This window comes from Allobosea sp. FBZP-16 (genome assembly GCF_002831785.1).
GTDB lineage: Bacteria > Pseudomonadota > Alphaproteobacteria > Rhizobiales > Beijerinckiaceae > Allobosea > Allobosea lupini.
Genome location: NZ_LNCQ01000032.1, coordinates 410,465 through 428,837 on the forward strand (window position 1 = coordinate 410,465; position 18,373 = coordinate 428,837).

The window sequence follows — 18,373 nt, forward strand, 5'->3', positions numbered from 1 at the left end:
CGGCACCATCAGCAAATTCATTTGAACGCGGGCGCGACCGCGTCCAGCCCGGCCGGGACCTTGCGACCTTCAGGATCGACCTGCCGCGTCTGCGCAGCATCGCGACGACCAACCTGCCGTCCTGCGCATCGCGCTCGGCGCGGCGATGATCGAGTTCGTGCGGGCCAAGCAGGGCGTCAGCTACATCACCTTCTACCACTGGGAGGTGCGCAACCCCGAGACGATATATGCCGGCCTCGTCGTAGTGATGGCGCTCGGCGTGCTGCTGACCTATGGCCTGCAATGGCTGCAGCGCCGGCTGATTCCCTGGCAGCGCTGAGGCCTCGGCTGGCGGCTCAATCCAGCAGCGGGCTGAACTGGTCGAGCGAGGAACTGCGGGGCGCGCGGCCGGTCGCCCTGCGGCCGGGCATCGGCTCGACATCGTAGCGCTTGGCCATCTTCAGGATATGGGTGTTGAGCGCGGCCAGGGCGCCCGGCAGGTCGTCGTTCTCCAGCTTCTCGACAATGTCGAAATGCTCGGCGCTCGCCTCGTTCTTCACCGAGGCGGTCGAGCGATGCGAGCGCAGCGCCGAGACCTTGCTGGAAATCAGGCGATAGGCGCTGATCAGATAGGGGTTGGCGCTGTTCTCGATCGCCACCAGGTGGAACTCGGTGTCGGCATTGGCGCTGCCATAGTGATCGTCGGCCAGGATCGCCTCATGCATCTTGCGGGCGGCAATCGTCATCGCGGCGAGGGTCTCGTCACGCTTGCGGGCCATCGCTAGGCTCAGCGCCTCCGCTTCGACCATGCGACGGAATTCGCAGAGATTGCCGATGTCCTCCCGCGTCGGCAGGAAGACGAAGCTGCCGCGTTGCGGCCGGATGTCGATCAGGCCCTCCTGCTCCAGCGCCGTCAGCGCCTCATGGACCGGGCTGCGGCTGACCCCGAGCCGGGAGGCGAGCTTGTCCTCCGACAGGGCGTCGCCGAGCTCGACCTCGCCGTCGAGAATGGCGCGGCGCAATCGCTCGGTGACGCGCGCCGTCAAAAGCCCTCGTGGCCTTGCATCCACTGTGATGGACCTCCTCGACCCTATCGGATGCCGGCTCGTCCCGAATAAGGCGAGGGGCATCCGCAATCCTGTGGCGTCAGTCAGAAGAGCGGTCTTCCGGCAGGTGGCTTTCTGTCAAGTTGCAAGTGGTCAAGTCGCGAGTGAATCGAGGAATGCCCGCGTCGCCTGCATTCCCCGCTTTGCCTTCTCCGTAAAGCTCAGCCCCGCGACGCTTTCATGCGGGGTCTCGACACTGATCCAGATGTCGCTCGGCAGCTGTGCCATCAGCTCCTTCAGCCAGAGATCGCCTTCCGCCGGCAGCAACCGCGCGCCGCGCGCCTCGGCGATGGCATCCGCATCGCTGGCGGGCTGCGCGGACGGTGCATCGCAGAGCTGGAGATAGAGCATCAGCTCGCGCGGCAGCGCGGCGACGCTGGCCGGGCTGCCGCCCGAGCGCGACAGGTGCAGCGTGTCCAGCAGGATACCGACATTGTCGCGACCGGAGGCTCGCGCCAGCGCGGCGGCGTCTTCGATCGTCGCAGCAGCGCGCCAGCGCATGAACTCGATTGCCATCTTGATGCCGTGCCGGGCGGCGGCATCGGCGATCTGGCCAAGATTGTCGGCGGCGCGCGATCCCTCGGGGTCTTCCGAGGTGATCTGCATGATCGGCATGCCGAACTCGGCCGCGGTCTCGATCACCGGCAGCCAGGCCTCGACATCGGTCTGCGGCAGCAAGGTGAAGACCTCGCCATCGAAGAAGCTGACGCCGAGATCGGCGGCCACGGTCTTGATCTGCCGGGTCAGGGCCTTGTCGCCGACGATCGGATGGGCGAGCTCCAGGCCATGCGGCGCGATCAGCCTCAGGCCGGCGGCGTCGTATCCGGCCGCGGCGGCGGCCTGGACATGCTCGACCGGCGGGCAGCCAAAGACAGTCAGATAGGCGAGCGACAGGGGGTAAGTCTGGTGCAAGGCGAAATCCTCAATAGGTCGCGCGGCCGCCGGAAATGTCGAAGACCGCGCCGGTCGAGAACGAGCACTCCTCCGAGGCGAGCCAGCCGACCAGCGCCGCGACCTCTTCCGCCCGGCCGAGGCGGCCCATCGGGATCTTGGCGGTGACGAAGGCCTTGAACTCCGGCGTCAGCTGGTTGAGCATCTCGGTCTCGATCGCCGCCGGCGTCACGCAGTTGACCACGATCGGCGTCGTCGCCAGCTCCTTGCCGATCGACTTGGTCAGGCCGATCACGCCGGCCTTCGAGGCGGAGTAGGCGACTGCGTTCGGATTGCCCTCCTTGCCGGCGATCGAGGCGAGGTTGACGATGCGGACATAGCCGGTCTTCAGCATCTCGCGCACCGCCGCCTGACAGCAATGGAAGACGGCATCGAGATTGAGCGCCATGACGAAGCGCCAGCCCTCGGCCGGATACTCCGCAAAGGGGGCGAGCGGGCCGTTATGGCCGGCGCAGGTGACGAGGATGCCGAGCGGGCCGAGATCGGCCACGACCTTCTCGGTGGCGGCTGCGACCGCGGCGGCATCGGTGACGTCGACCTTGTAACCCCTGGCGTTTGGCAGCTTCGCCGCGGCCTGCTCGGCGCGGCCGGCATCGATATCCCAGATCGCGACCCTGTGCCCCTTGGCTGCGAGCCGCTCGGCGATCGGAAAGCCCAACCCGCCCGCTCCCCCGGTCACGATCGCGACCCGAGCCGTTTCCGCTGCCTGCATCTCGCTTCCTCCCTGTTGGCGAGCCGGTGATTACCCACTTGACTCATCCAACATACTAACATTCTAGTAGGCTAGTTGTTGAGGAAACGATCCCGTTGTCAAGCCGCCGGTACAGGCCGGCTGATGGCGGGAGGCTCGAGAGACGGACGAGATGGGACTGAAAGGTTCAGCCTTCCTGGCGATCTGGCACGACATCGCCGAAGGCCAGCACGGCGAATACATCGAGTGGCATACCCGGGAGCACATGCCGGAGCGCCTTTCCGTGCCGGGCTTTCGGACCGGCAAGCGCCTGCATGCGCCGGACGCCGCCCGCTATGTCTTCGGCACGATCTATGCGGGCGATGATCTCGAGGTCTTCCGCTCGCCCGGCTATCTCGCCCGGCTGAACAATCCGACGCCGTGGACGGCGGCGGTGGCGCCCAGCTTCCAGAATTTCCTGCGGGTCGCCTGTGAGCGGGTCGCAAGCGCCGGCAATGGCGATGGCGGCAGCATGGCGACCATCCGCTTCGATTTCGCGCATCCCGGCAGTGAGGCTGCGTTGAGACAGGAGGCGCAGGCGCTCGTCGATGCGATCCTGGCGCTGCCCGGGGTATCCTGCGTCCATCTCGGCATCGCCCGCTCCGAGGTTTCGGGCGTCCGCACCCGAGAGACCGAATTGCGCAGCGCGATGGCGGAGAAGGCGTTTGACGCGGTGATCCTGGTCGAGGGCTCGCAGCGCGCCGGCCTCGAAGCGGCAGTGCCGGAGATCGAGCGCCTCGCCATCGCGACCGGTACGCTGACCGCGCCGGCGGTGGACCTCTACGAGACCGCCTTCAGCCTGACCAGCGAGGACATGCAAGGTCAGGCTTTGCAAGACGCGAACCGGCAGGTGCGGGCATGACGCGCATCCTCGTCACCGGTGGCGGCGGCTTCCTCGGCGCCTGGATCCTGAAGCGCCTCGCCGAGGACGGTCACGCCGTCAGGATCTTCGATCGCTCGACCGACCGGCGCGTGCTGCGCGAGATCGCCGGCGAGCTGGCCGAGCAGGCCGAATGGGTCCAGGGCGACATCACCGAAGCTGCGGCCCTGGTGCAGGCCGCGCGCGACTGCTCCGCCATCATCCATCTCGCGGCCCTGCTGACACCGGCCTGCAAGGCCGATCCGGTCCTCGGCGCGCAGGTCAACCTGATCGGAACGCTCAACGTCTTCGCTGCGGCCAAGGCGAACGGCATCGCGCAGGTCGCCTATGCCAGCAGCGGCGCCGTCTTCGGGCCTAATGACGGCGAGCGGCCGGAACCGATCACCCATTACGGCGCCTTCAAGCTGGCGACCGAAGGTTGTGCCCGCGCCTATTGGCATGACGACGGCATCGCCAGCGTCGGCCTGCGCCCGACCATCGTCTACGGGCCGGGCCGCGAGATCGGGCTGACCGCCGGGCCGACGCTCGCCTGCCGTGCCGCTGCGGCCGGGCAGCCCTTCACCATCGACTATTCCGGAGCGCAGGACCTGATCTTCGTCGACGATGTCGCCGCGGCCTTCGCGGCGGCCGCGACGAAGCCGATCACCGGCGCGCACGCCTTCTCGCTGACCGGCGGTACAGCCGACGTCGCTGAGGTCATCGCGGCCATCGAGGCGGACGTGCCGGGGGCACGGATCGGCTTCGACGGGCCGCCGGTGCCGATGGCGGCGAAGATCGCGCCGACCCCGTTCGAGGCGGTCCTGGGGGCGATCCCGCGGACATCGCTGCGCGAGGGCATCACCCGGACGCTGGCGCATTACCGCGCGCTCGCGCCGGCTGCTTGAGCGGGCGGAGGAGAGAGACGCAGGCCGATCAAAGAGATTGCCGTCGCGAAAACGGAGCTAGGCGACCACAAGACCAGCGCGACGGCAGGAACTGGTGACGACACGACAAACCGGAGGAGGAAAATCATGTTGGGCAAGTTTTCGCGCCGTGCCGCGCTCGCGATGGTCGCGGGTCTCGGCCTCATCGGCGCCGCATCCCAGGCGGACGCGCAGACGCTGGAGAAGATCAAGAAGGCTGGCGTCATCCGCATCGGCGTCATGGGCGAGCAGGCGCCCTGGGGCTCGATCGACGCCAGCGGCCAGAACATCGGCTATGACGTCGATGTCGGCCGCCTGATCGGCGAGGAGCTCGGCGTCAAGGTCGAGTTCGTGCCGAACGCGGTCGCTGCCCGTATCCCGAACCTCCTGACCAACAAGGTCGACCTGCAGATGGCGGTGATGGGGATGTATCCCGACCGGGCTAAGGCGGTGCAGTTCTCCAAGCCCTATTCCGGGCTGAAGATCATCCTGCTGTCCAGCAAGAAGAACAAGATCGAGAAGATCGAGGACGCCCGCAACCTGCGCATCGGCGTGCCGCGCGGCGCCGCCCAGGACAAGGCGATCACCACGCTGCTCGGCGACGTCCCGAACATCCGCCGCTTCGACGACGACAGCTCGACCATGCAGGCGCTCGTCTCGGGCCAGGTCGACGCGATCGGCGGCAACACCACCTACAAGATCAATCTCGACAAGGCCGCGCCCGGCAACGACTTCGAGCAGAAACTCGTCTTCAACGAACAGTGGCAGGGCGTCACCACCAAGCTCGGCGATGCCGAGATCAACGCCTGGCTGAACGCGTTCATCGACAAGGCCACGGCCGACGGCCGGCTTGAGAAGATCAGCCAGAAATGGCTGGCGCAGCCGCTGCCGACCTTCCCGGCCGCGGTCGAGGGCGTGCCCTTCACCGTCGCCAAGTAAGGGCGGCTCAGCTCCTATACGCCAGGACAGGCATGGGCGCGGCGGTTCTCGCCGCCGCGCCGGCATCACCGCTGTCGCGGAGGACGGGAATGCGGACGATCTTCATCCTGAACGGACCTAACCTCAATCTGCTGGGGCAGCGCGAGCCCGAGATCTACGGGCATACGACGCTGGACGAGATCCGCGGCTGGTGCGAGGCCGACGCGGCCGAGCTCGGCCTTGCCGTCGAGTTCCGCCAGTCGAATTTCGAGGGTGAGATCATCGAGGCCATCCACGCGGCCAGGATCAAGGCGGCCGGGATCATCATCAATCCGGCCGGCTACAGCTTCACCTCGATCGCGATCCTGGACGCGCTCAAGATGTTCGAGCGGCCGAAGATCGAGCTGCACATCTCGAATATCCACCAGCGCGAGGCGATCTACCACCATTCGCTGGTTTCGAAGACGGCAACCGCCGTCATCGCCGGGCTCGGTGCCTATGGCTACAGGCTCGCCCTGCGGGCGATGGCGGAGATGACGCGATGACGGGCTCGATGATCAAGACGATCCAGGGCGAGGCCATCCCGGCGCTGGGACTCGGCACCTTCGAACTGACCGGTCCGGCGGGCGAAGATGCGATCCGGACCGCGATCGACCTCGGCTACCGCCAGATCGACACCGCGATCCGCTATGGCAACGAGGTCGAAGTCGGCCGCGCGATCCGGGCCTCGGGCGTGGCGCGGGGCGAGCTCTTCGTCACCACCAAGATCTGGTTCAACGACCTCCAGCCCGACACAGTCCACCGCCGCGTCGACGAGAGCCTGGAGCGGCTCGGGCTCGACCAGGTCGATCTCCTGCTGATCCATTGGCCGGCAAAGGATGTGCCCCTCGGCGAGACGCTGGCGGCTTTCGCCGAGGAAAAGAGCAAGGGGCGGACCCGGCTGATCGGCGTCAGCAATTTCACGGTCGCGCTGCTCGACGAGGCGCTGGACGTGCACAAGGCGGATCTCTTCTGCAACCAGGTCGAATATCACCCCTTCCTGTCGCAGCAGACCCTGCTCGCCAGGATGCGGCGGGCCGGCATGCTGCTCAACGCCTACCAGCCGATCGCGCGCGGCAAGGTCTTCGGCAACGACGTGCTCAAGGTGCTCGGGCGCAAATACGGCAAGAGCGCCGGGCAGGTGACACTGCGCTGGCTCGTCCAGCAGGACGGGGTCGGCGCGATCCCGCGCTCGGCCCGGCCGGAGAACATGCGCGCCAACCTCGACATCTTCGACTTCGAACTGTCGCCGGACGACATGGCGGCGATCCACGGGCTCGCCAGTGGCCAGCGCTATTCGCGCTTCGACTGGGAACCGGCCTGGGACGACTAAGCAAGAACAGGGGATTGGGGAGGACCGATGACACTCGATTTCAGCGTCGTGACCGGCGCCTGGCAGTCGCTGCTCCTGGGCACAGTCGGAACGCTGTTCCTGGCCTTCTCGGGCATGGCGCTCGCGATGATCATCGGCGTTCTCGGCGTGGTCATCCTGAGGATGCAACTTCGGCTGCCCTCGCTGCTGGTCAACGCCTTCATCGAGATCGTGCGCAACACGCCGTTTCTGGTGCAGATCTTCTTCCTGTTCTTCGCCCTGCCGCTCGCCGGCATCCGCCTCAACCCGACGCTGACGGCGATCCTGGCGCTCGGGGTCAATGGCGGCGCCTATGCGATCGAGATCATCCGCGGCGGCGTCGAGAGCGTGCCCAAGGGGCAGACCGAGGCGGGTCTGGCGCTCGGCCTGCACAAGCACGAGGTCTTCCGGCTGATCGTGCTGAAACCGGCGCTGCGGGCGATCTACCCGTCATTGTCGAGCCAGTTCATCCTGCTGACGCTGACCACGGCGATCTGCACCTCGATCTCGGCCTATGAATTGACCTCGGTCGGCCAGCGCATCGAGGCGGAAACCTTCCGCAGCTTCGAGGTCTATTTCACCCTGACCGGCATCTATCTAGTGATCTCGCTGGTGACGATGTGGCTGCTCGCGGCGATCGGCCGTCGCGCCTTCAGCTATCCGTTGCGTTGAGGAGGGCGGAATGGGCATCCTCGAACTCACCTATCTCCTGCAGGGCCTTCTCTGGACCCTGCTGCTGGCCGCAATCGGCTTTACCGGCGGCATCGCATTCGGCGTCATCGTCGCGCTGATGCGGGTCTCGGCCTCGCCCTGGCTGCGGATTCCGGCGATTGGCTGGATCGGCCTGTTCCAGGGCACGCCGCTGCTGATGCAGTTGTTCGTCGCCTATTTCGGGCTGCCCCTGCTTGGTTTCGACGTCCCGGCCTGGGCCGCCGTCTCGGTGGCGCTGACGGCGCATGCCTCGGCCTTCCTCGGCGAGATCTGGCGCGGCGCGATCCAGGCGGTGCCGCGCGGCCAAAGCGAGGCCGCCGATGCGCTCGGCCTGCCCGCCCGCAGCCGCATGGTCGACGTGATCATGCCGCAGGCCTTCAAATTGTCCCTGCCGGCGACCGTCGGCTTCCTCGTGCAACTGCTCAAGGGGACTTCGCTCGCCGCGATCGTCGGCTTCATCGAGCTGACCCGGGCCGGCACGATCGTGTCCAACCAGATCTACAGGCCGTTGCTCGTCTTTGGCGTGGTCGGGGCGATGTATTTCGCGCTGTGCTGGCCGCTCTCTCTGTGGGGCCGCAAGCTCGAGCAGAAGATGGCGGCCGCGACGGCGAAATGAGGGGATGACCGTGACCGAGCCGAACAGTACCAGAAATGCCACCGCTCCGATGATCGAGATGCGGCATGTCGAGAAGTTCTATGGCCCCTTCCATGCCCTCAAGGACGTCAATCTCACCGTGGCCAAGGGCGAGAAGATCGTGCTTTGCGGTCCTTCCGGCTCGGGCAAGTCGACGCTGATCCGCTGCATCAATCACCTGGAATCGATCAAGAGCGGCGAGATTACCGTCGCCGGCCACCGGCTCAGCGACAGCCAGAAGGCGGTCGACGCGGTGCGCCGCGAGGTCGGCATGGTCTTCCAGCAGTTCAACCTGTTCCCGCACAAGACCGTGCTGGAGAACTGCATCCTGGCGCCGATGCGGGTGCGTGCTCTTTCTCGCGCCGAGGCGGAAGCGACGGCTCGGAAGTATCTGGAGCGGGTCCGGATCGGCGACCAGGCGGCGAAATTCCCGGCGCAGCTCTCAGGCGGCCAGCAGCAGCGCGTTGCGATCGCGCGGGCGCTGTGCATGGAACCGAAGGCGATGCTGTTCGACGAGCCGACCTCGGCGCTCGACCCGGAGATGGTCAAGGAGGTCCTCGACACCATGGTCTTGCTCGCCCGCGACGGCATGACCATGATCTGCGTGACCCATGAAATGGGCTTCGCCCGGCAGGTGGCGGACCGCGTGATCTTCATGGCCGACGGCGCCATCGTCGAGGAGAACGATCCCGAGAGCTTTTTCCGGGCCCCGGCGCATGCCCGCACCCGTGCCTTCCTCGGCGAGATCCTGCGTCACTGAAGAGGCCTGTGGCGTGAGTGGAAGGCTCAGGCTGCCGGCGCTGGCCTGACCTTGTCCCGCGCCTGCCGCACCAGTGGCGACAGTGCTGACGCGTCCCTTTCGAAGCCGGTGCGGAACTCCTCGCGCATGCGCTTCGTCCAGAACTGGTTGATGTGGTCGGCGATCGAAGCGATGGCCTCGGCCTCGGGATAGGACTTGAAGAAATCGCCGATCTGGTTCGCCATGAAGGCGAGCTTGGCCAAATGCTCGCTGGCGTGATCTTGGGTTATCGCCTCGTTGCTCTTCATCTCGATCATCTCGCGACGCTCTCCACGCTCTCGGCGAGGCGCCCGGCGAAGACGGTCGCGGAATCGGCCCGGGCGATGCAGACCAGGGTCAGGCCGAGCGCATTCGCCCGCTCGATCGCCAGCGAGGTCGGTGCCGAAATCGAGACCAGCGCGCCGGCCCCGAAGATCGCTGCCTTCTCGACCATCTCGAAGGAGGCGCGGCTGGTGACCAGCACGAAGCCGTCGCTGGCATCATGGCCGGCGCGCAGGCGGGCGCCGATCAGCTTGTCCAGGGCGTTGTGCCGGCCGACATCCTCGCGCACGGCCAGGATCTCGCCATCGCGGTCGCACCAGGCGGCGGCATGGACCGAGCGGGTCAGGCGGTGCAGCGGTTGCTGGCGTTCGAGTGCGCCGAGCGCCGCGCCGATCGCCGCAGGCGCGATCGGTGTCGCCGTCGCCGCGCGCGCTTCCGCCTTCGGCAGATCGGCGAGCGCCTCGACGCCGCAGAGGCCGCAGGAGGTCCGGCCCGAGAGGTTGCGGCGGCGGGCGAGGTGTTCGCGGAAGCGGCCGGGCGCCAGCTCGACGCTGACGACGATGCCGTTCTGCTGCGGGGCGACAGTAATCCCTCTGATCTCGTCGACGTTGCGAACGATGCCCTCGGTCAGGCTGAAGCCTGCGACGAAATCCTCCAGGTCGGACGGCGTCGCCATCATCACCGCATAGGGCATGGTGCCGTAGACGATGTTGACGGGCGCTTCGACCGCGACTTCCGCGCTCGCTGCAGCCACTTGATCGTCCGGGCCGAAACGCACGGTCCGGACCTGGACCGCGTGGCTGGCCGGCGGCTGGGCGGGCGGGCTATTCCGCGGCATCGGGCAAGCGCCCCGCAATCAGGCGCAGCGAGACATCCTGTTCGCGATTGCGCTCCTGCCATTCGGAGTAATAGTTCGTCCTGCGGACCTCGACCGCCGTGACCTTGTATTCCGGGCAGTTCGTCGCCCAGTCGGAATAGTCGGTGGTGATGACGTTGGCGCCGGTCGCGGCGTGGTGGAAGGTGGTGTAGACCACGCCCGGCTGCACCCGCTCGGTGATCTCTGCGCGCAGCGAGATGTCGCCGGAGCGACTGGCGAGCGCGACGAGATCGCCGTCCTTGATGCCGCGGCTCTCGGCGTCGAAGGGGTGGATCTCCAGCATGTCCTCGTCGTGCCAGGCCTGGTTCTGCGTCCGCCTGGTCTGCGCGCCGACATTGTATTGCGAGAGGATGCGCCCGGTGGTCAGGATCAGCGGATAGCGCGGGCCGGTGCGCTCCTGCGTCGGCACGTACTCCGTGATCATGAACTTGCCCTTGCCGCGCACGAAGCGGTCGACATGCATCAGGGGCGTGCCGGCCGGGGCCTTGTCGTTGCAGGGCCACTGCACCGAGCCGAGCTTCTCGAGCTTGTCGTAGCTCACCCCGGCGAAGCTCGGCGTCAGCCTGGCGATCTCGTCCATGATCTCGCTGGGGTGGCCATAGGCCATCTCGTAGCCGAGCGCCCGTGAGAGATCGATCGTCACCTGCCATTCCGATTTGCCCGACAGCGGCGCCATCACCTGGCGGACGCGGTTGATGCGGCGCTCGGCATTGGTGAAGGTGCCGTCCTTCTCCAGGAAGGAGGAGCCTGGCAGGAAGACATGGGCGTATTTCGCCGTCTCGTTCAGGAACAGATCCTGGACGACGACGCACTCCATCGCGGCGAGACCGGCGGTGACGTGCTGGGTGTTCGGGTCGGACTGGGCGATGTCCTCGCCCTGGACGTAGAGCCCTTTGAAGCTGCCGCCGACGGCCTCGTCCAACATGTTGGGAATGCGCAGGCCCTGCTCGGCGTCGAGCGGCACGCCCCACATCATCTCGAAGACCTGCCGGGTCGCATCGTCGGCGACGTGGCGATAGCCGGTGAACTCGTGCGGGAAGGAACCCATGTCGCAGGCGCCCTGGACATTGTTCTGCCCGCGCAGCGGATTGATGCCGACGCCGTCTCGGCCGATATTTCCGGTCGCCATGGCAAGGTTCGCCATTGCCATCACCGTGGTCGAGCCCTGGCTGTGCTCGGTGACTCCGAGGCCATAATAGATCGCGCCGTTGCCGCCGGTGGCGTAGAGCCGCGCCGCGGCGCGGACATCGGCCGCCGGCACGCCGGTGAACTCCTCCGTGGCCTCGGGCGAATTGCGCTCGTCGGCGACGAAACGGGCCCAGAGTTCGAAATCGGCGAGGTCGCAGCGCTCGCGGACGTATGTCTCGGCGATCAGCCCTTCGGTGACCACGACATGGGAAATCGCGTTGAGCAGCGCGACATTGGTGCCGGGCTTCAGTTGCAGGTGATGGTCGGCCTTGACGTGCGGCGACTTGACGAGGTCGATGCGGCGCGGGTCGGCGACGATCAGCCTGGCGCCCTGACGCAGGCGCTTCTTCATGCGCGAGGCGAAGACCGGGTGGCCGTCGGTCGGGTTGGCGCCGATGACGATGATGACGTCGGACTTGGCGACCGATTTGAAATCCTGCGTGCCGGCCGAGGTGCCGAGCGTGGTCTTCAGGCCATAGCCGGTCGGCGAATGGCAGACGCGGGCGCAGGTATCGACATTGTTGTTGCGCAAGGCCGCGCGCACCAGCTTCTGGACGAGGAAGACCTCTTCATTGGTGCAGCGCGAGGAGGTGATGGCGCCGACCGACTCGCGGCCGTACTTGGCCTGGATGCGCTTGAGCTCCGAGGCGGCGTAATTGATTGCCTCCTCCCATGAGACCTCGCGCCAGGGATCGGTGATCTTCTCGCGGATCATCGGCCTGGTGATGCGGTCCTTGTGGGTCGCATAGCCCCAGGCGAAGCGGCCCTTGACGCAGCTATGGCCTTCATTCGCCTGGCCGCCCTTGTACGGCACCATGCGTACGACGCGGTCGCCCTGCATCTCGGCCTTGAACGAGCAGCCGACGCCGCAATAGGCACAGGTCGTGATCTTCGAATGCTCGGGCTGGCCGAGCTCGATCACCTTGTTCTCCATCAGCGTCGCAGTCGGGCAGGCCTGCACGCAGGCGCCGCAGGAGACGCATTCGGAGCCGAGGAAGTCGGTCGGCCCCGCGGCGACGCGCGAGTCGAAGCCGCGGCCGGCGATCGTCAGCGCGAAGGTGCCCTGCACCTCGGCGCAAGCGCGCACGCAGCGATTGCAGACGATGCACTTGCTGGGATCATAGGTGAAATAGGGGTTGGAGGTGTCCTTGGGCAGCCAGTTCTCGTTGGCGTAGCCTTCGGAGGTCGCCGGCTTGACGTGGTTCTCGCCGTCATAGCCGTAGCGGACCTCGCGCAGGCCGACCGCGCCGGCCATGTCCTGCAGTTCGCAATCGCCATTGGCCGAGCAGGTCAGGCAGTCGAGCGGATGGTCGGAGATGTAGAGCTCCATCACGCCCTTGCGCAGGGAGGACAGGTTCTCTGACTGGGTGCGCACGACCATGCCGTCTTCGGCCGGGGTGGTGCAGGAGGACGGCGTGCCGCGCCGGCCCTCGATCTCGACCAGGCAGAGTCGGCATGAGCCGAAGGGTTCGAGCGAATCCGTGGCGCAGAGCTTGGGGATCTTGGTGCCCAGGCTCATCGCCGCCGCCATCACCGAGGTGCCGGCGGGGACCGTGACGCTCTGCCCGTCGATCGTCAGCGTCACCGTCGTCTCGGCGACCCGGATCGGCGTTCCGAAATCGATCTCCTTGATCAGGCTCATCGATGTTTCCTCACTCGGCCGCCATCGGCAGCTTCGGAGCCGGCGGGCGGTCGAAATCCTCGAAAAAATGGTTGAGCGCGCTCATCACCGGCATCGGAGTGAGCCCGCCCATGGCGCAGAGCGAGGCGTCGGTCATCAGCTTGTTGAGATCGCGCAGCACGGCGAGGTTCTTCGGCCGCTCGGTGCCGGCGACGATCCTGTCGACAAGTTCGACGCCGCGCGTCGCGCCGATGCGGCAGGGCGTGCACTTGCCGCAGCTTTCCTTGGCGCAGAACTCGAAGGCGAAACGGGCCTGCTTGGCCATGTCGACGCTGTCGTCGAAGACGACGATGCCGCCATGGCCGAGCATCGCCTTGATGCCGGCGAGCGCCTCATAGTCCATCGGTGTGTCGAGCTGCTTCTCGGTCAGGTACGCGCCGAGCGGGCCGCCGACCTGCACGGCGCGGATCGGCCGGCCCGACAGCGTGCCGCCGCCCATATCCTCGATGATCTCGCGCAGCGGGATGCCGAAGGCGAGCTCGATCAGTCCGCCGCGCCTGACGTTGCCGCCCAGCTGCACCGGCAGCGTGCCGCGCGAGCGGCCCATGCCGTAATCGGCATAGGCCTTGGCGCCGTGGGTCAGGATCCAGGGCACGGCGGCGAAGGAGAGCACGTTGTTGACGATGGTCGGCTGGCCGAACAGGCCCTGCAGCGCCGGGATCGGCGGCTTGGCCCGGACGATGGCGCGCTTGCCTTCCAGGCTCTCCAGCAGCGAGGTCTCCTCGCCGCAGATATAGGCGCCGGCGCCCAGTCTGACCTCGAGTTCGAAGGCCCTGCCGGAGCCGAGGACGGACGGGCCGAGCAGGCCGGCATTGCGCGCCCTCAGGATCGCCCGCTGCAGCACCTTGTGGGCGTGCGGATATTCCGAGCGCAGATAGATGTAGCCCCTGGTCGCACCGACCGCGATCGCGGCGATCGCCATGCCCTCGATCAGCAGGAAGGGATCGCCTTCCATCAGCATACGGTCGGCGAAGGTGCCGCTGTCGCCTTCATCGGCATTGCAGACAATGTATTTCTGCTCCGCCCTAGCGTCGTGGACGGTCTTCCACTTGATCCCGGTCGGGAAGCCGGCGCCGCCGCGGCCGCGAAGGCCGGACTCCCGGACTTCCTCGATGATCGCGGCGCCAGTAAGCGAGAGCGCCTTCTCCAGGCCCTTCAGCCCGTTCTGGGCGCGATAGTCGGCGAGCGAGAGCGGGTCGGTGACGCCGACCCGGGCGAAGGTCAGGCGCTGCTGGCGTTTCAGCCAGTCGAGCTCCTCCGCTGGTCCGAGGCGCAAGGCGTGCGCGCTGCCGGTCTGGAAGCCGGCCTCGAACAGGCCGATGACGTCTCTGGCCGCGACCGGGCCATAAGCGATCCGCCCCTCTGAGGTCTCGACCTCGACCATCGGCTCAAGCCAGAGCATGCCGCGCGAGCCGTTGCGGATGAGCTCGATGGCGATGCCGCGCGCCTCAGCCTCCATCGCGATAGCCTGCGCCACGCCTTCCGCACCGACCGAGAGGGCGGCAGCGTCGACCGGCACGAAGATGCGAATCGCCTCGCTCATTGCCGGGCTCCACAGAGCGCCGCGACGCGGTCGGCATCGACCCGGCCGAGCAATTCGCCCTCGACCAGGGCGGAGGGGCCGAGCGCGCAGTTGCCGAGGCAATAGACGGTCTCGACCACCGCGTCCTGGCTGCCGGCGTGAGCATCGACGACGATGCCGTGGTCGCGCGCCAGGTCCTGTACCAGCGTTTCGCAGCCGAGCGCCTGGCAGGCTTCGGCCCGGCAGAGCTTGACGATCCGGCGTGGCGGCGGGGCGGTGCGGAAGTCGTGATAGAAGGAGATGGTGCCGTGCACATCGGCCCGCGACAGGTTGAGCGCGTCAGCGATCAGCGGCACGGCCTTGGGATCGACATAGCCGAACTCGTCCTGCAGCGCATGCAGGATCGGCAAGGCCGCCCCTTCGAGATGCGAAAGCCCTGCGATGATCAGGCGAGCGCCGTCTTCGTCCCAGGCCGGGTATGCCGCCATGTCTCCTCCATGTTCAGCCCGTTCGGCTCTCGATTGGAGGAATTGGATCTTAAGCTTGGAACAGGTTCAAATCGTTTGTTCCAACCGTACGATAGTTAAAACCTATCAAAAATGATGGGCGCGTGGATGGGATCGGATGAGCATAGCGCGATCTGGCCGATAAGCATCGATTATCGTGTGTCCTTGCGATGCGCAAAAGCCTACGCTGCGCTGCGATAGGGCAGGGCTATCGTACGATCGGCCGCCTCGGGAGCGCGGCCTCGGCGACCGGGCGCGTCATCATCAGCAGGTTGCGCGCCAGCGGTGCGAAAGGCTGCCGGTCGGCGACGATGAGGCCGATCGTGCGCTGCGCCGCCGGCTCGACCAAAGGCAGCGCCTTGGTGCCGATCGGCACGCCGAAGAATTCGAGCAGCTGGATCGAGACGATGCTGGAAACGCCCTGGATGCCGGCATGGGAGCAGAGGTTGAAGATCGAATTGGTCTCGATCGCCGGCCGCGGCGCCGCCCCGACCGAGCGGAAGATGCCGTCGATGATGCGCCGGTTCTGCATGTCGGTGGTGAGCAGGCAGAGCTTGAGCTCGGCGGCTTCCGCCCAGGTGATGGTATCGCGTTGGCCGAATTCGCCGTCCTCGCGCGTCAGCAGCACGTAGGATTCCAGATAGATCGGCTTGGAGATCACCCGGTCGAGCGGTTCGTTGTCGAGATAGGTCAGGCCGACATCGAGCTCGAAATCGTCGATGCGCTGCTGGATCTCGGCCGAGGTCAGCGACAGCACCGTGAGCGACACCTCGGGATAGCGCGAGGAGAACGGCGCGGTGATGTGCGCGATCATGGGCAGGGCGGTCGGGATCGCGCCGAGCCGGATGCGGCCGCTGATGCCCTCGCGCAGCTCCGCGATCGACTCCTTCATCATGTCGGCCTCGGCGAGGATGCGCCGGGCATGGGCGAGTACCGCCTCGCCCTCCTTGGTCAGCCCTTGGAAGCGCCGGCCGCGTTCGACGATCAGCACGCCGAGCTCTTCCTCGAGCTGGACGATCGCGGCCGAGAGCGTCGGTTGCGAGACATGGCAGGCCTCGGCCGCCTTGCGGAAGTGTTTTTCACGCGCGAGCGCGTCGAGATAGACGAGCTGGCGGATGATCATGGCCGCATCTCAGGCGTTTCCGTGGACAGGCGCCGGCTCCGGCTCGACTCTCGCTCCATGTGGCGCGCTGCGCGCAGTCTTCCCAGATTTCAGGGATTTCCGATAGGCACGACGAAAAGGGGCCGCTGTTGCGGCCCCTTTCCAGTGCATGGCCCGGCGCTCAGTTGTGATGCGGCAAGACGCCGGCACCGCGGCCCGGCTGGCTTTCGACGTCCTTGAAGTGCTCGTGATAGGCGAGGTACTGCGCCTGCTCGGCGAGGGCACGCTGGTTCTGGGCCTGCTCGTGCACGATGCTCTCGGCCCCTAGCTCGGTGGCATAGGCCATCGAGCTTGCTCCCGAAAGCAGAAGCGCCGCCGCGAGGGCGACAATCTTGCGCGAAAGCATGGCAATCTCCTGTGTGATCGAGTCGCCCGTGGGATGAGCTAGTCACCGTCCGGCGGTTTCCAACGGCCCTGCGACAGGTAAGGGCTCACATTCCCGTTACGCTCTCAAAGTTGGCTTCGGGCCATGCTTGGCAGGCGCATCTCGCAGGCCACCGCCCTCGGCCTGACCTACTCCGCCGCCATCGGCGCCGCTCGCGTGGCCATGCCCTTGAAGACGGGGTCGAGCTGCGGTTCTGACGCGGCTCGTCGCCCGAGATCAATGCTCGGGCTGCCACGGCTCCATACGCAGAACGCGGCCACCCAGCCGGGCAAAGGCGCGCTGGCGACAGGAGAAGACGATGACCTGCTGGGCGCTGGCCTGGCGATGCAGCGCGTCGAACATCTTCTCGATGCGATCGTCGTCGGAATAGACCAGCGCGTCGTCGAGGATGACGGGCGTCGGCTGGCCGCCCTTGGCGAGCAGCCGGGCGAAGGCCAGCCGCGTCAGGATTGCGAGCTGTTCGCGCATGCCGCCGCTGAGGACGCCGACCTGCTCGTCGAGGCCGTTGCGTAGCACCGAGCGGGGCAGCAGCGTGTCCTCGTCGAAGGTGACGCTGGCATCGTCGAACAGCAGGCCGAGGAGCGGGCGCAACTCCTGCAGCACCGGCGCGAAATAATGGTCGCGCGCCTGCGAGCGCGCGGCTTCGAGTGCACCGCGCAGCCGGGTCAGGATAGCGACCTCGCGGGCGAGCACGGCAGTGCGCCGCTGCGCCTGCGCGAGCCTGTCGCGGGTTTCCTGCCAGGCCTCCTCGATCGCGGTCTCAGTGCGGGTCTGGATGCGGCCATCCAGGCCCGCCGCCTCCTCGCGCAGGCGGGTGATCTCCTCGCGCGCCGCGTCCATGACCGAGCGCAGGCGCAGCTGGCGGGCTTCTGCTGCCGCAAGGTCGATCCTGCGCGCCGCGAGCTCCTCGACCTGCTGATGCGCCGCCCGCCAGGCGAGGTTCGTCTCGGCATGCTCCGCGGCAAGGCGCTCCTCGCGCCCGCGCCATTGCGTCTCCGGACCCAGGCTCTCGGCGAGCGCGGCAAGGGCGGAGGACAATCCGGCGGCATGGCGTTCCGCCTCGACCAGAGCGGAGGCCGAGGTCTCGGTCCGGGCCTGCGCGGCTCGGGCCGCCTCGCGCATGGCGCCGACGCGCGCTTCGACGGTCCCAAGCTGCCGGCGTGCCGCGTCCAGATCAGCGGGCACTTCGTCCGCGCTGGCCGCTTCGGCCTCCAGGCGCGCGATCTGTTCCTGCAAGGCTGCGAGCCCGCCGGGCGCGACCAGCTGGAGGCGCCGGCGCGCCAGGTCGAGATCGGCCTTGAGGTCGCGCGCCTGCACCTCGCGCTGACGCGCTGCGGCGAGACTGTCGACCTGAAGCTCATCGAGCAGTGTTTTCCGCTTGGCCTGCGCGCGGGCGAGGCTGCGGTCGTCTTCCTCGGCTTGCGGCGCCGTCACGGTCAGGCGGCCGATCGCGGCGATCTCGATCTGCGTCGTGCCGGCAAGTGGCCGCTCCTCGGCCTGCGCCAGCACCACGCCCGCGATCGAGATCCCGCCTTTCGCACCATCGGCATAGTCGATGCGCAGATGCGGTGCCCGCGCCTCGGCCCTGGCCTGCAACTGCAGGAGCTGGCCATCGATCTCCTCCAGCTCGGCGATCTTGCCGGCAGGCAGGATGAGACTTTTGAGGGTCGCCTCCATGCGCTCGATCTGCTCGCGGGTCGCCTGCGCCTCGCGCTCGCTGTCGCGGGCCGTGGCCAGCCGGCGCGCCGCCTCCTGCGCGCGCAAGGCCCGCTCCAGGCGGGCGAGCAGGTC

At 67.1% G+C, this 18,373-nt stretch carries 20 protein-coding genes; 9 read left to right on the plus strand and 11 right to left on the minus strand.

What is annotated here, in order from left to right:
* The first annotated feature begins 145 nt into the window (after positions 1 to 145).
* Positions 146 to 319, plus strand: coding sequence for a hypothetical protein (locus CXY91_RS30285; protein ID WP_158673484.1), 174 nt, complete (start codon positions 146 to 148; stop codon positions 317 to 319).
* Positions 320 to 335: 16 nt separating this feature from the next.
* On the opposite strand, the gene CXY91_RS18660 is transcribed toward CXY91_RS30285, so the two are convergent.
* The 3 genes from CXY91_RS18660 to CXY91_RS18670 form a co-directional block, all read right to left on the minus strand.
* Positions 336 to 1,025 carry a GntR family transcriptional regulator gene (locus CXY91_RS18660; protein WP_158673485.1) on the minus strand — a complete coding sequence of 230 codons (690 nt, stop codon included), beginning with the start codon at positions 1,023 to 1,025 and terminating at the stop codon, positions 336 to 338.
* Between the two features lie 153 nt (positions 1,026 to 1,178).
* Positions 1,179 to 1,997, minus strand: a complete 819-nt coding sequence (locus CXY91_RS18665; protein WP_158673486.1) for a sugar phosphate isomerase/epimerase family protein — start codon at positions 1,995 to 1,997, stop codon at positions 1,179 to 1,181.
* Between the two features lie 10 nt (positions 1,998 to 2,007).
* Positions 2,008 to 2,748: an SDR family NAD(P)-dependent oxidoreductase gene (locus CXY91_RS18670; RefSeq protein ID WP_100962716.1), complete on the minus strand. Its 741-nt coding sequence runs from the start codon at positions 2,746 to 2,748 to the stop codon at positions 2,008 to 2,010.
* Between the two features lie 151 nt (positions 2,749 to 2,899).
* Here CXY91_RS18670 and CXY91_RS18675 point away from each other — a divergent pair, with 151 nt between their 5' ends.
* The 8 genes from CXY91_RS18675 (at position 2,900) to CXY91_RS18710 (ending at position 8,961) form a co-directional block, all read left to right on the plus strand.
* Positions 2,900 to 3,628 carry a hypothetical protein gene (locus tag CXY91_RS18675; protein WP_100962717.1) on the plus strand — a complete coding sequence of 243 codons (729 nt, stop codon included), beginning with the start codon at positions 2,900 to 2,902 and terminating at the stop codon, positions 3,626 to 3,628.
* A complete protein-coding gene (locus tag CXY91_RS18680; protein WP_100962718.1) occupies positions 3,625 to 4,530 on the plus strand; it encodes an NAD-dependent epimerase/dehydratase family protein in 906 nt (301 codons plus the stop codon). The genes CXY91_RS18675 and CXY91_RS18680 overlap by 4 nt, the downstream gene beginning before the upstream one ends.
* 126 nt (positions 4,531 to 4,656) lie before the next feature.
* Positions 4,657 to 5,487 carry a transporter substrate-binding domain-containing protein gene (locus CXY91_RS18685; RefSeq protein ID WP_091837806.1) on the plus strand — a complete coding sequence of 277 codons (831 nt, stop codon included), beginning with the start codon at positions 4,657 to 4,659 and terminating at the stop codon, positions 5,485 to 5,487.
* An 89-nt stretch (positions 5,488 to 5,576) separates the two neighbouring features.
* The gene (aroQ, locus tag CXY91_RS18690) at positions 5,577 to 6,011 is read left to right on the plus strand and encodes a type II 3-dehydroquinate dehydratase (RefSeq protein ID WP_091837803.1); all 435 of its coding nucleotides are present in this window, start codon (positions 5,577 to 5,579) and stop codon (positions 6,009 to 6,011) included.
* Complete coding sequence (locus CXY91_RS18695; RefSeq protein WP_100962719.1) at positions 6,008 to 6,838, plus strand: aldo/keto reductase; 831 nt, start codon at positions 6,008 to 6,010, stop codon at positions 6,836 to 6,838. Before aroQ ends, CXY91_RS18695 begins: the two co-directional genes overlap by 4 nt.
* 27 nt (positions 6,839 to 6,865) lie before the next feature.
* Complete coding sequence (locus CXY91_RS18700; protein WP_100962720.1) at positions 6,866 to 7,528, plus strand: amino acid ABC transporter permease; 663 nt, start codon at positions 6,866 to 6,868, stop codon at positions 7,526 to 7,528.
* Between the two features lie 10 nt (positions 7,529 to 7,538).
* Positions 7,539 to 8,183, plus strand: a complete 645-nt coding sequence (locus CXY91_RS18705; RefSeq protein ID WP_100962721.1) for an amino acid ABC transporter permease — start codon at positions 7,539 to 7,541, stop codon at positions 8,181 to 8,183.
* A 58-nt stretch (positions 8,184 to 8,241) separates the two neighbouring features.
* The gene (locus CXY91_RS18710) at positions 8,242 to 8,961 is read left to right on the plus strand and encodes an amino acid ABC transporter ATP-binding protein (RefSeq protein ID WP_282569386.1); all 720 of its coding nucleotides are present in this window, start codon (positions 8,242 to 8,244) and stop codon (positions 8,959 to 8,961) included.
* 26 nt (positions 8,962 to 8,987) lie between these two features.
* Here CXY91_RS18710 and CXY91_RS18715 read toward each other — a convergent pair whose 3' ends face one another.
* The 8 genes from CXY91_RS18715 to CXY91_RS18750 all read right to left on the minus strand — a co-directional run.
* Positions 8,988 to 9,257 (minus strand): formate dehydrogenase subunit delta, encoded by a 270-nt coding sequence (locus tag CXY91_RS18715; RefSeq protein WP_248307546.1) that lies wholly within the window; start codon positions 9,255 to 9,257, stop codon positions 8,988 to 8,990.
* Complete coding sequence (fdhD, locus tag CXY91_RS18720) at positions 9,254 to 10,015, minus strand: formate dehydrogenase accessory sulfurtransferase FdhD (protein ID WP_349236600.1); 762 nt, start codon at positions 10,013 to 10,015, stop codon at positions 9,254 to 9,256. Before fdhD ends, CXY91_RS18715 begins: the two co-directional genes overlap by 4 nt.
* Before the next feature lie 70 nt (positions 10,016 to 10,085).
* On the minus strand, positions 10,086 to 12,968 hold the full coding sequence (fdhF, locus tag CXY91_RS18725; protein ID WP_100962724.1) for a formate dehydrogenase subunit alpha: 2,883 nt from the start codon (positions 12,966 to 12,968) through the stop codon (positions 10,086 to 10,088).
* Positions 12,969 to 12,978: 10 nt separating this feature from the next.
* Positions 12,979 to 14,550, minus strand: a complete 1,572-nt coding sequence (locus tag CXY91_RS18730; RefSeq protein ID WP_100962725.1) for a formate dehydrogenase beta subunit — start codon at positions 14,548 to 14,550, stop codon at positions 12,979 to 12,981.
* A complete protein-coding gene (locus tag CXY91_RS18735) occupies positions 14,547 to 15,017 on the minus strand; it encodes an NAD(P)H-dependent oxidoreductase subunit E (protein WP_100962726.1) in 471 nt (156 codons plus the stop codon). The genes CXY91_RS18730 and CXY91_RS18735 overlap by 4 nt, the downstream gene beginning before the upstream one ends.
* A gap of 226 nt (positions 15,018 to 15,243) precedes the next feature.
* Positions 15,244 to 16,158: a LysR family transcriptional regulator gene (locus tag CXY91_RS18740; protein WP_244543914.1), complete on the minus strand. Its 915-nt coding sequence runs from the start codon at positions 16,156 to 16,158 to the stop codon at positions 15,244 to 15,246.
* Positions 16,159 to 16,318: 160 nt separating this feature from the next.
* Positions 16,319 to 16,543, minus strand: a complete 225-nt coding sequence (locus CXY91_RS18745) for a hypothetical protein (RefSeq protein ID WP_100962727.1) — start codon at positions 16,541 to 16,543, stop codon at positions 16,319 to 16,321.
* A gap of 255 nt (positions 16,544 to 16,798) precedes the next feature.
* A partial coding sequence (locus CXY91_RS18750; RefSeq protein ID WP_465246875.1) for an ATP-binding protein occupies positions 16,799 to 18,373 on the minus strand: 1,575 nt, incomplete at its 5' end.

What these genes read in the sequence shown, in the direction of transcription:
- CXY91_RS18700 (WP_100962720.1), top strand. Translation starts at nt 6,866, where the DNA reads ATGACACTCGATTTCAGCGTCGTGACCGGCGCCTGGCAGTCGCTGCTC.
- CXY91_RS18675 (WP_100962717.1), top strand. Translation starts at nt 2,900, where the DNA reads ATGGGACTGAAAGGTTCAGCCTTCCTGGCGATCTGGCACGACATCGCC.
- CXY91_RS30285 (WP_158673484.1), top strand. Translation starts at nt 146, where the DNA reads ATGATCGAGTTCGTGCGGGCCAAGCAGGGCGTCAGCTACATCACCTTC.
- CXY91_RS18745 (WP_100962727.1), bottom strand. Translation starts at nt 16,543, where the DNA reads ATGCTTTCGCGCAAGATTGTCGCCCTCGCGGCGGCGCTTCTGCTTTCG.
- CXY91_RS18685 (WP_091837806.1), top strand. Translation starts at nt 4,657, where the DNA reads ATGTTGGGCAAGTTTTCGCGCCGTGCCGCGCTCGCGATGGTCGCGGGT.
- CXY91_RS18740 (WP_244543914.1), bottom strand. Translation starts at nt 16,158, where the DNA reads ATGATCATCCGCCAGCTCGTCTATCTCGACGCGCTCGCGCGTGAAAAA.
- CXY91_RS18695 (WP_100962719.1), top strand. Translation starts at nt 6,008, where the DNA reads ATGACGGGCTCGATGATCAAGACGATCCAGGGCGAGGCCATCCCGGCG.
- CXY91_RS18705 (WP_100962721.1), top strand. Translation starts at nt 7,539, where the DNA reads ATGGGCATCCTCGAACTCACCTATCTCCTGCAGGGCCTTCTCTGGACC.
- CXY91_RS18730 (WP_100962725.1), bottom strand. Translation starts at nt 14,550, where the DNA reads ATGAGCGAGGCGATTCGCATCTTCGTGCCGGTCGACGCTGCCGCCCTC.
- aroQ (WP_091837803.1), top strand. Translation starts at nt 5,577, where the DNA reads ATGCGGACGATCTTCATCCTGAACGGACCTAACCTCAATCTGCTGGGG.
- CXY91_RS18680 (WP_100962718.1), top strand. Translation starts at nt 3,625, where the DNA reads ATGACGCGCATCCTCGTCACCGGTGGCGGCGGCTTCCTCGGCGCCTGG.
- CXY91_RS18715 (WP_248307546.1), bottom strand. Translation starts at nt 9,257, where the DNA reads ATGATCGAGATGAAGAGCAACGAGGCGATAACCCAAGATCACGCCAGC.
- CXY91_RS18710 (WP_282569386.1), top strand. Translation starts at nt 8,242, where the DNA reads ATGCGGCATGTCGAGAAGTTCTATGGCCCCTTCCATGCCCTCAAGGAC.
- CXY91_RS18670 (WP_100962716.1), bottom strand. Translation starts at nt 2,748, where the DNA reads ATGCAGGCAGCGGAAACGGCTCGGGTCGCGATCGTGACCGGGGGAGCG.
- CXY91_RS18735 (WP_100962726.1), bottom strand. Translation starts at nt 15,017, where the DNA reads ATGGCGGCATACCCGGCCTGGGACGAAGACGGCGCTCGCCTGATCATC.
- fdhF (WP_100962724.1), bottom strand. Translation starts at nt 12,968, where the DNA reads ATGAGCCTGATCAAGGAGATCGATTTCGGAACGCCGATCCGGGTCGCC.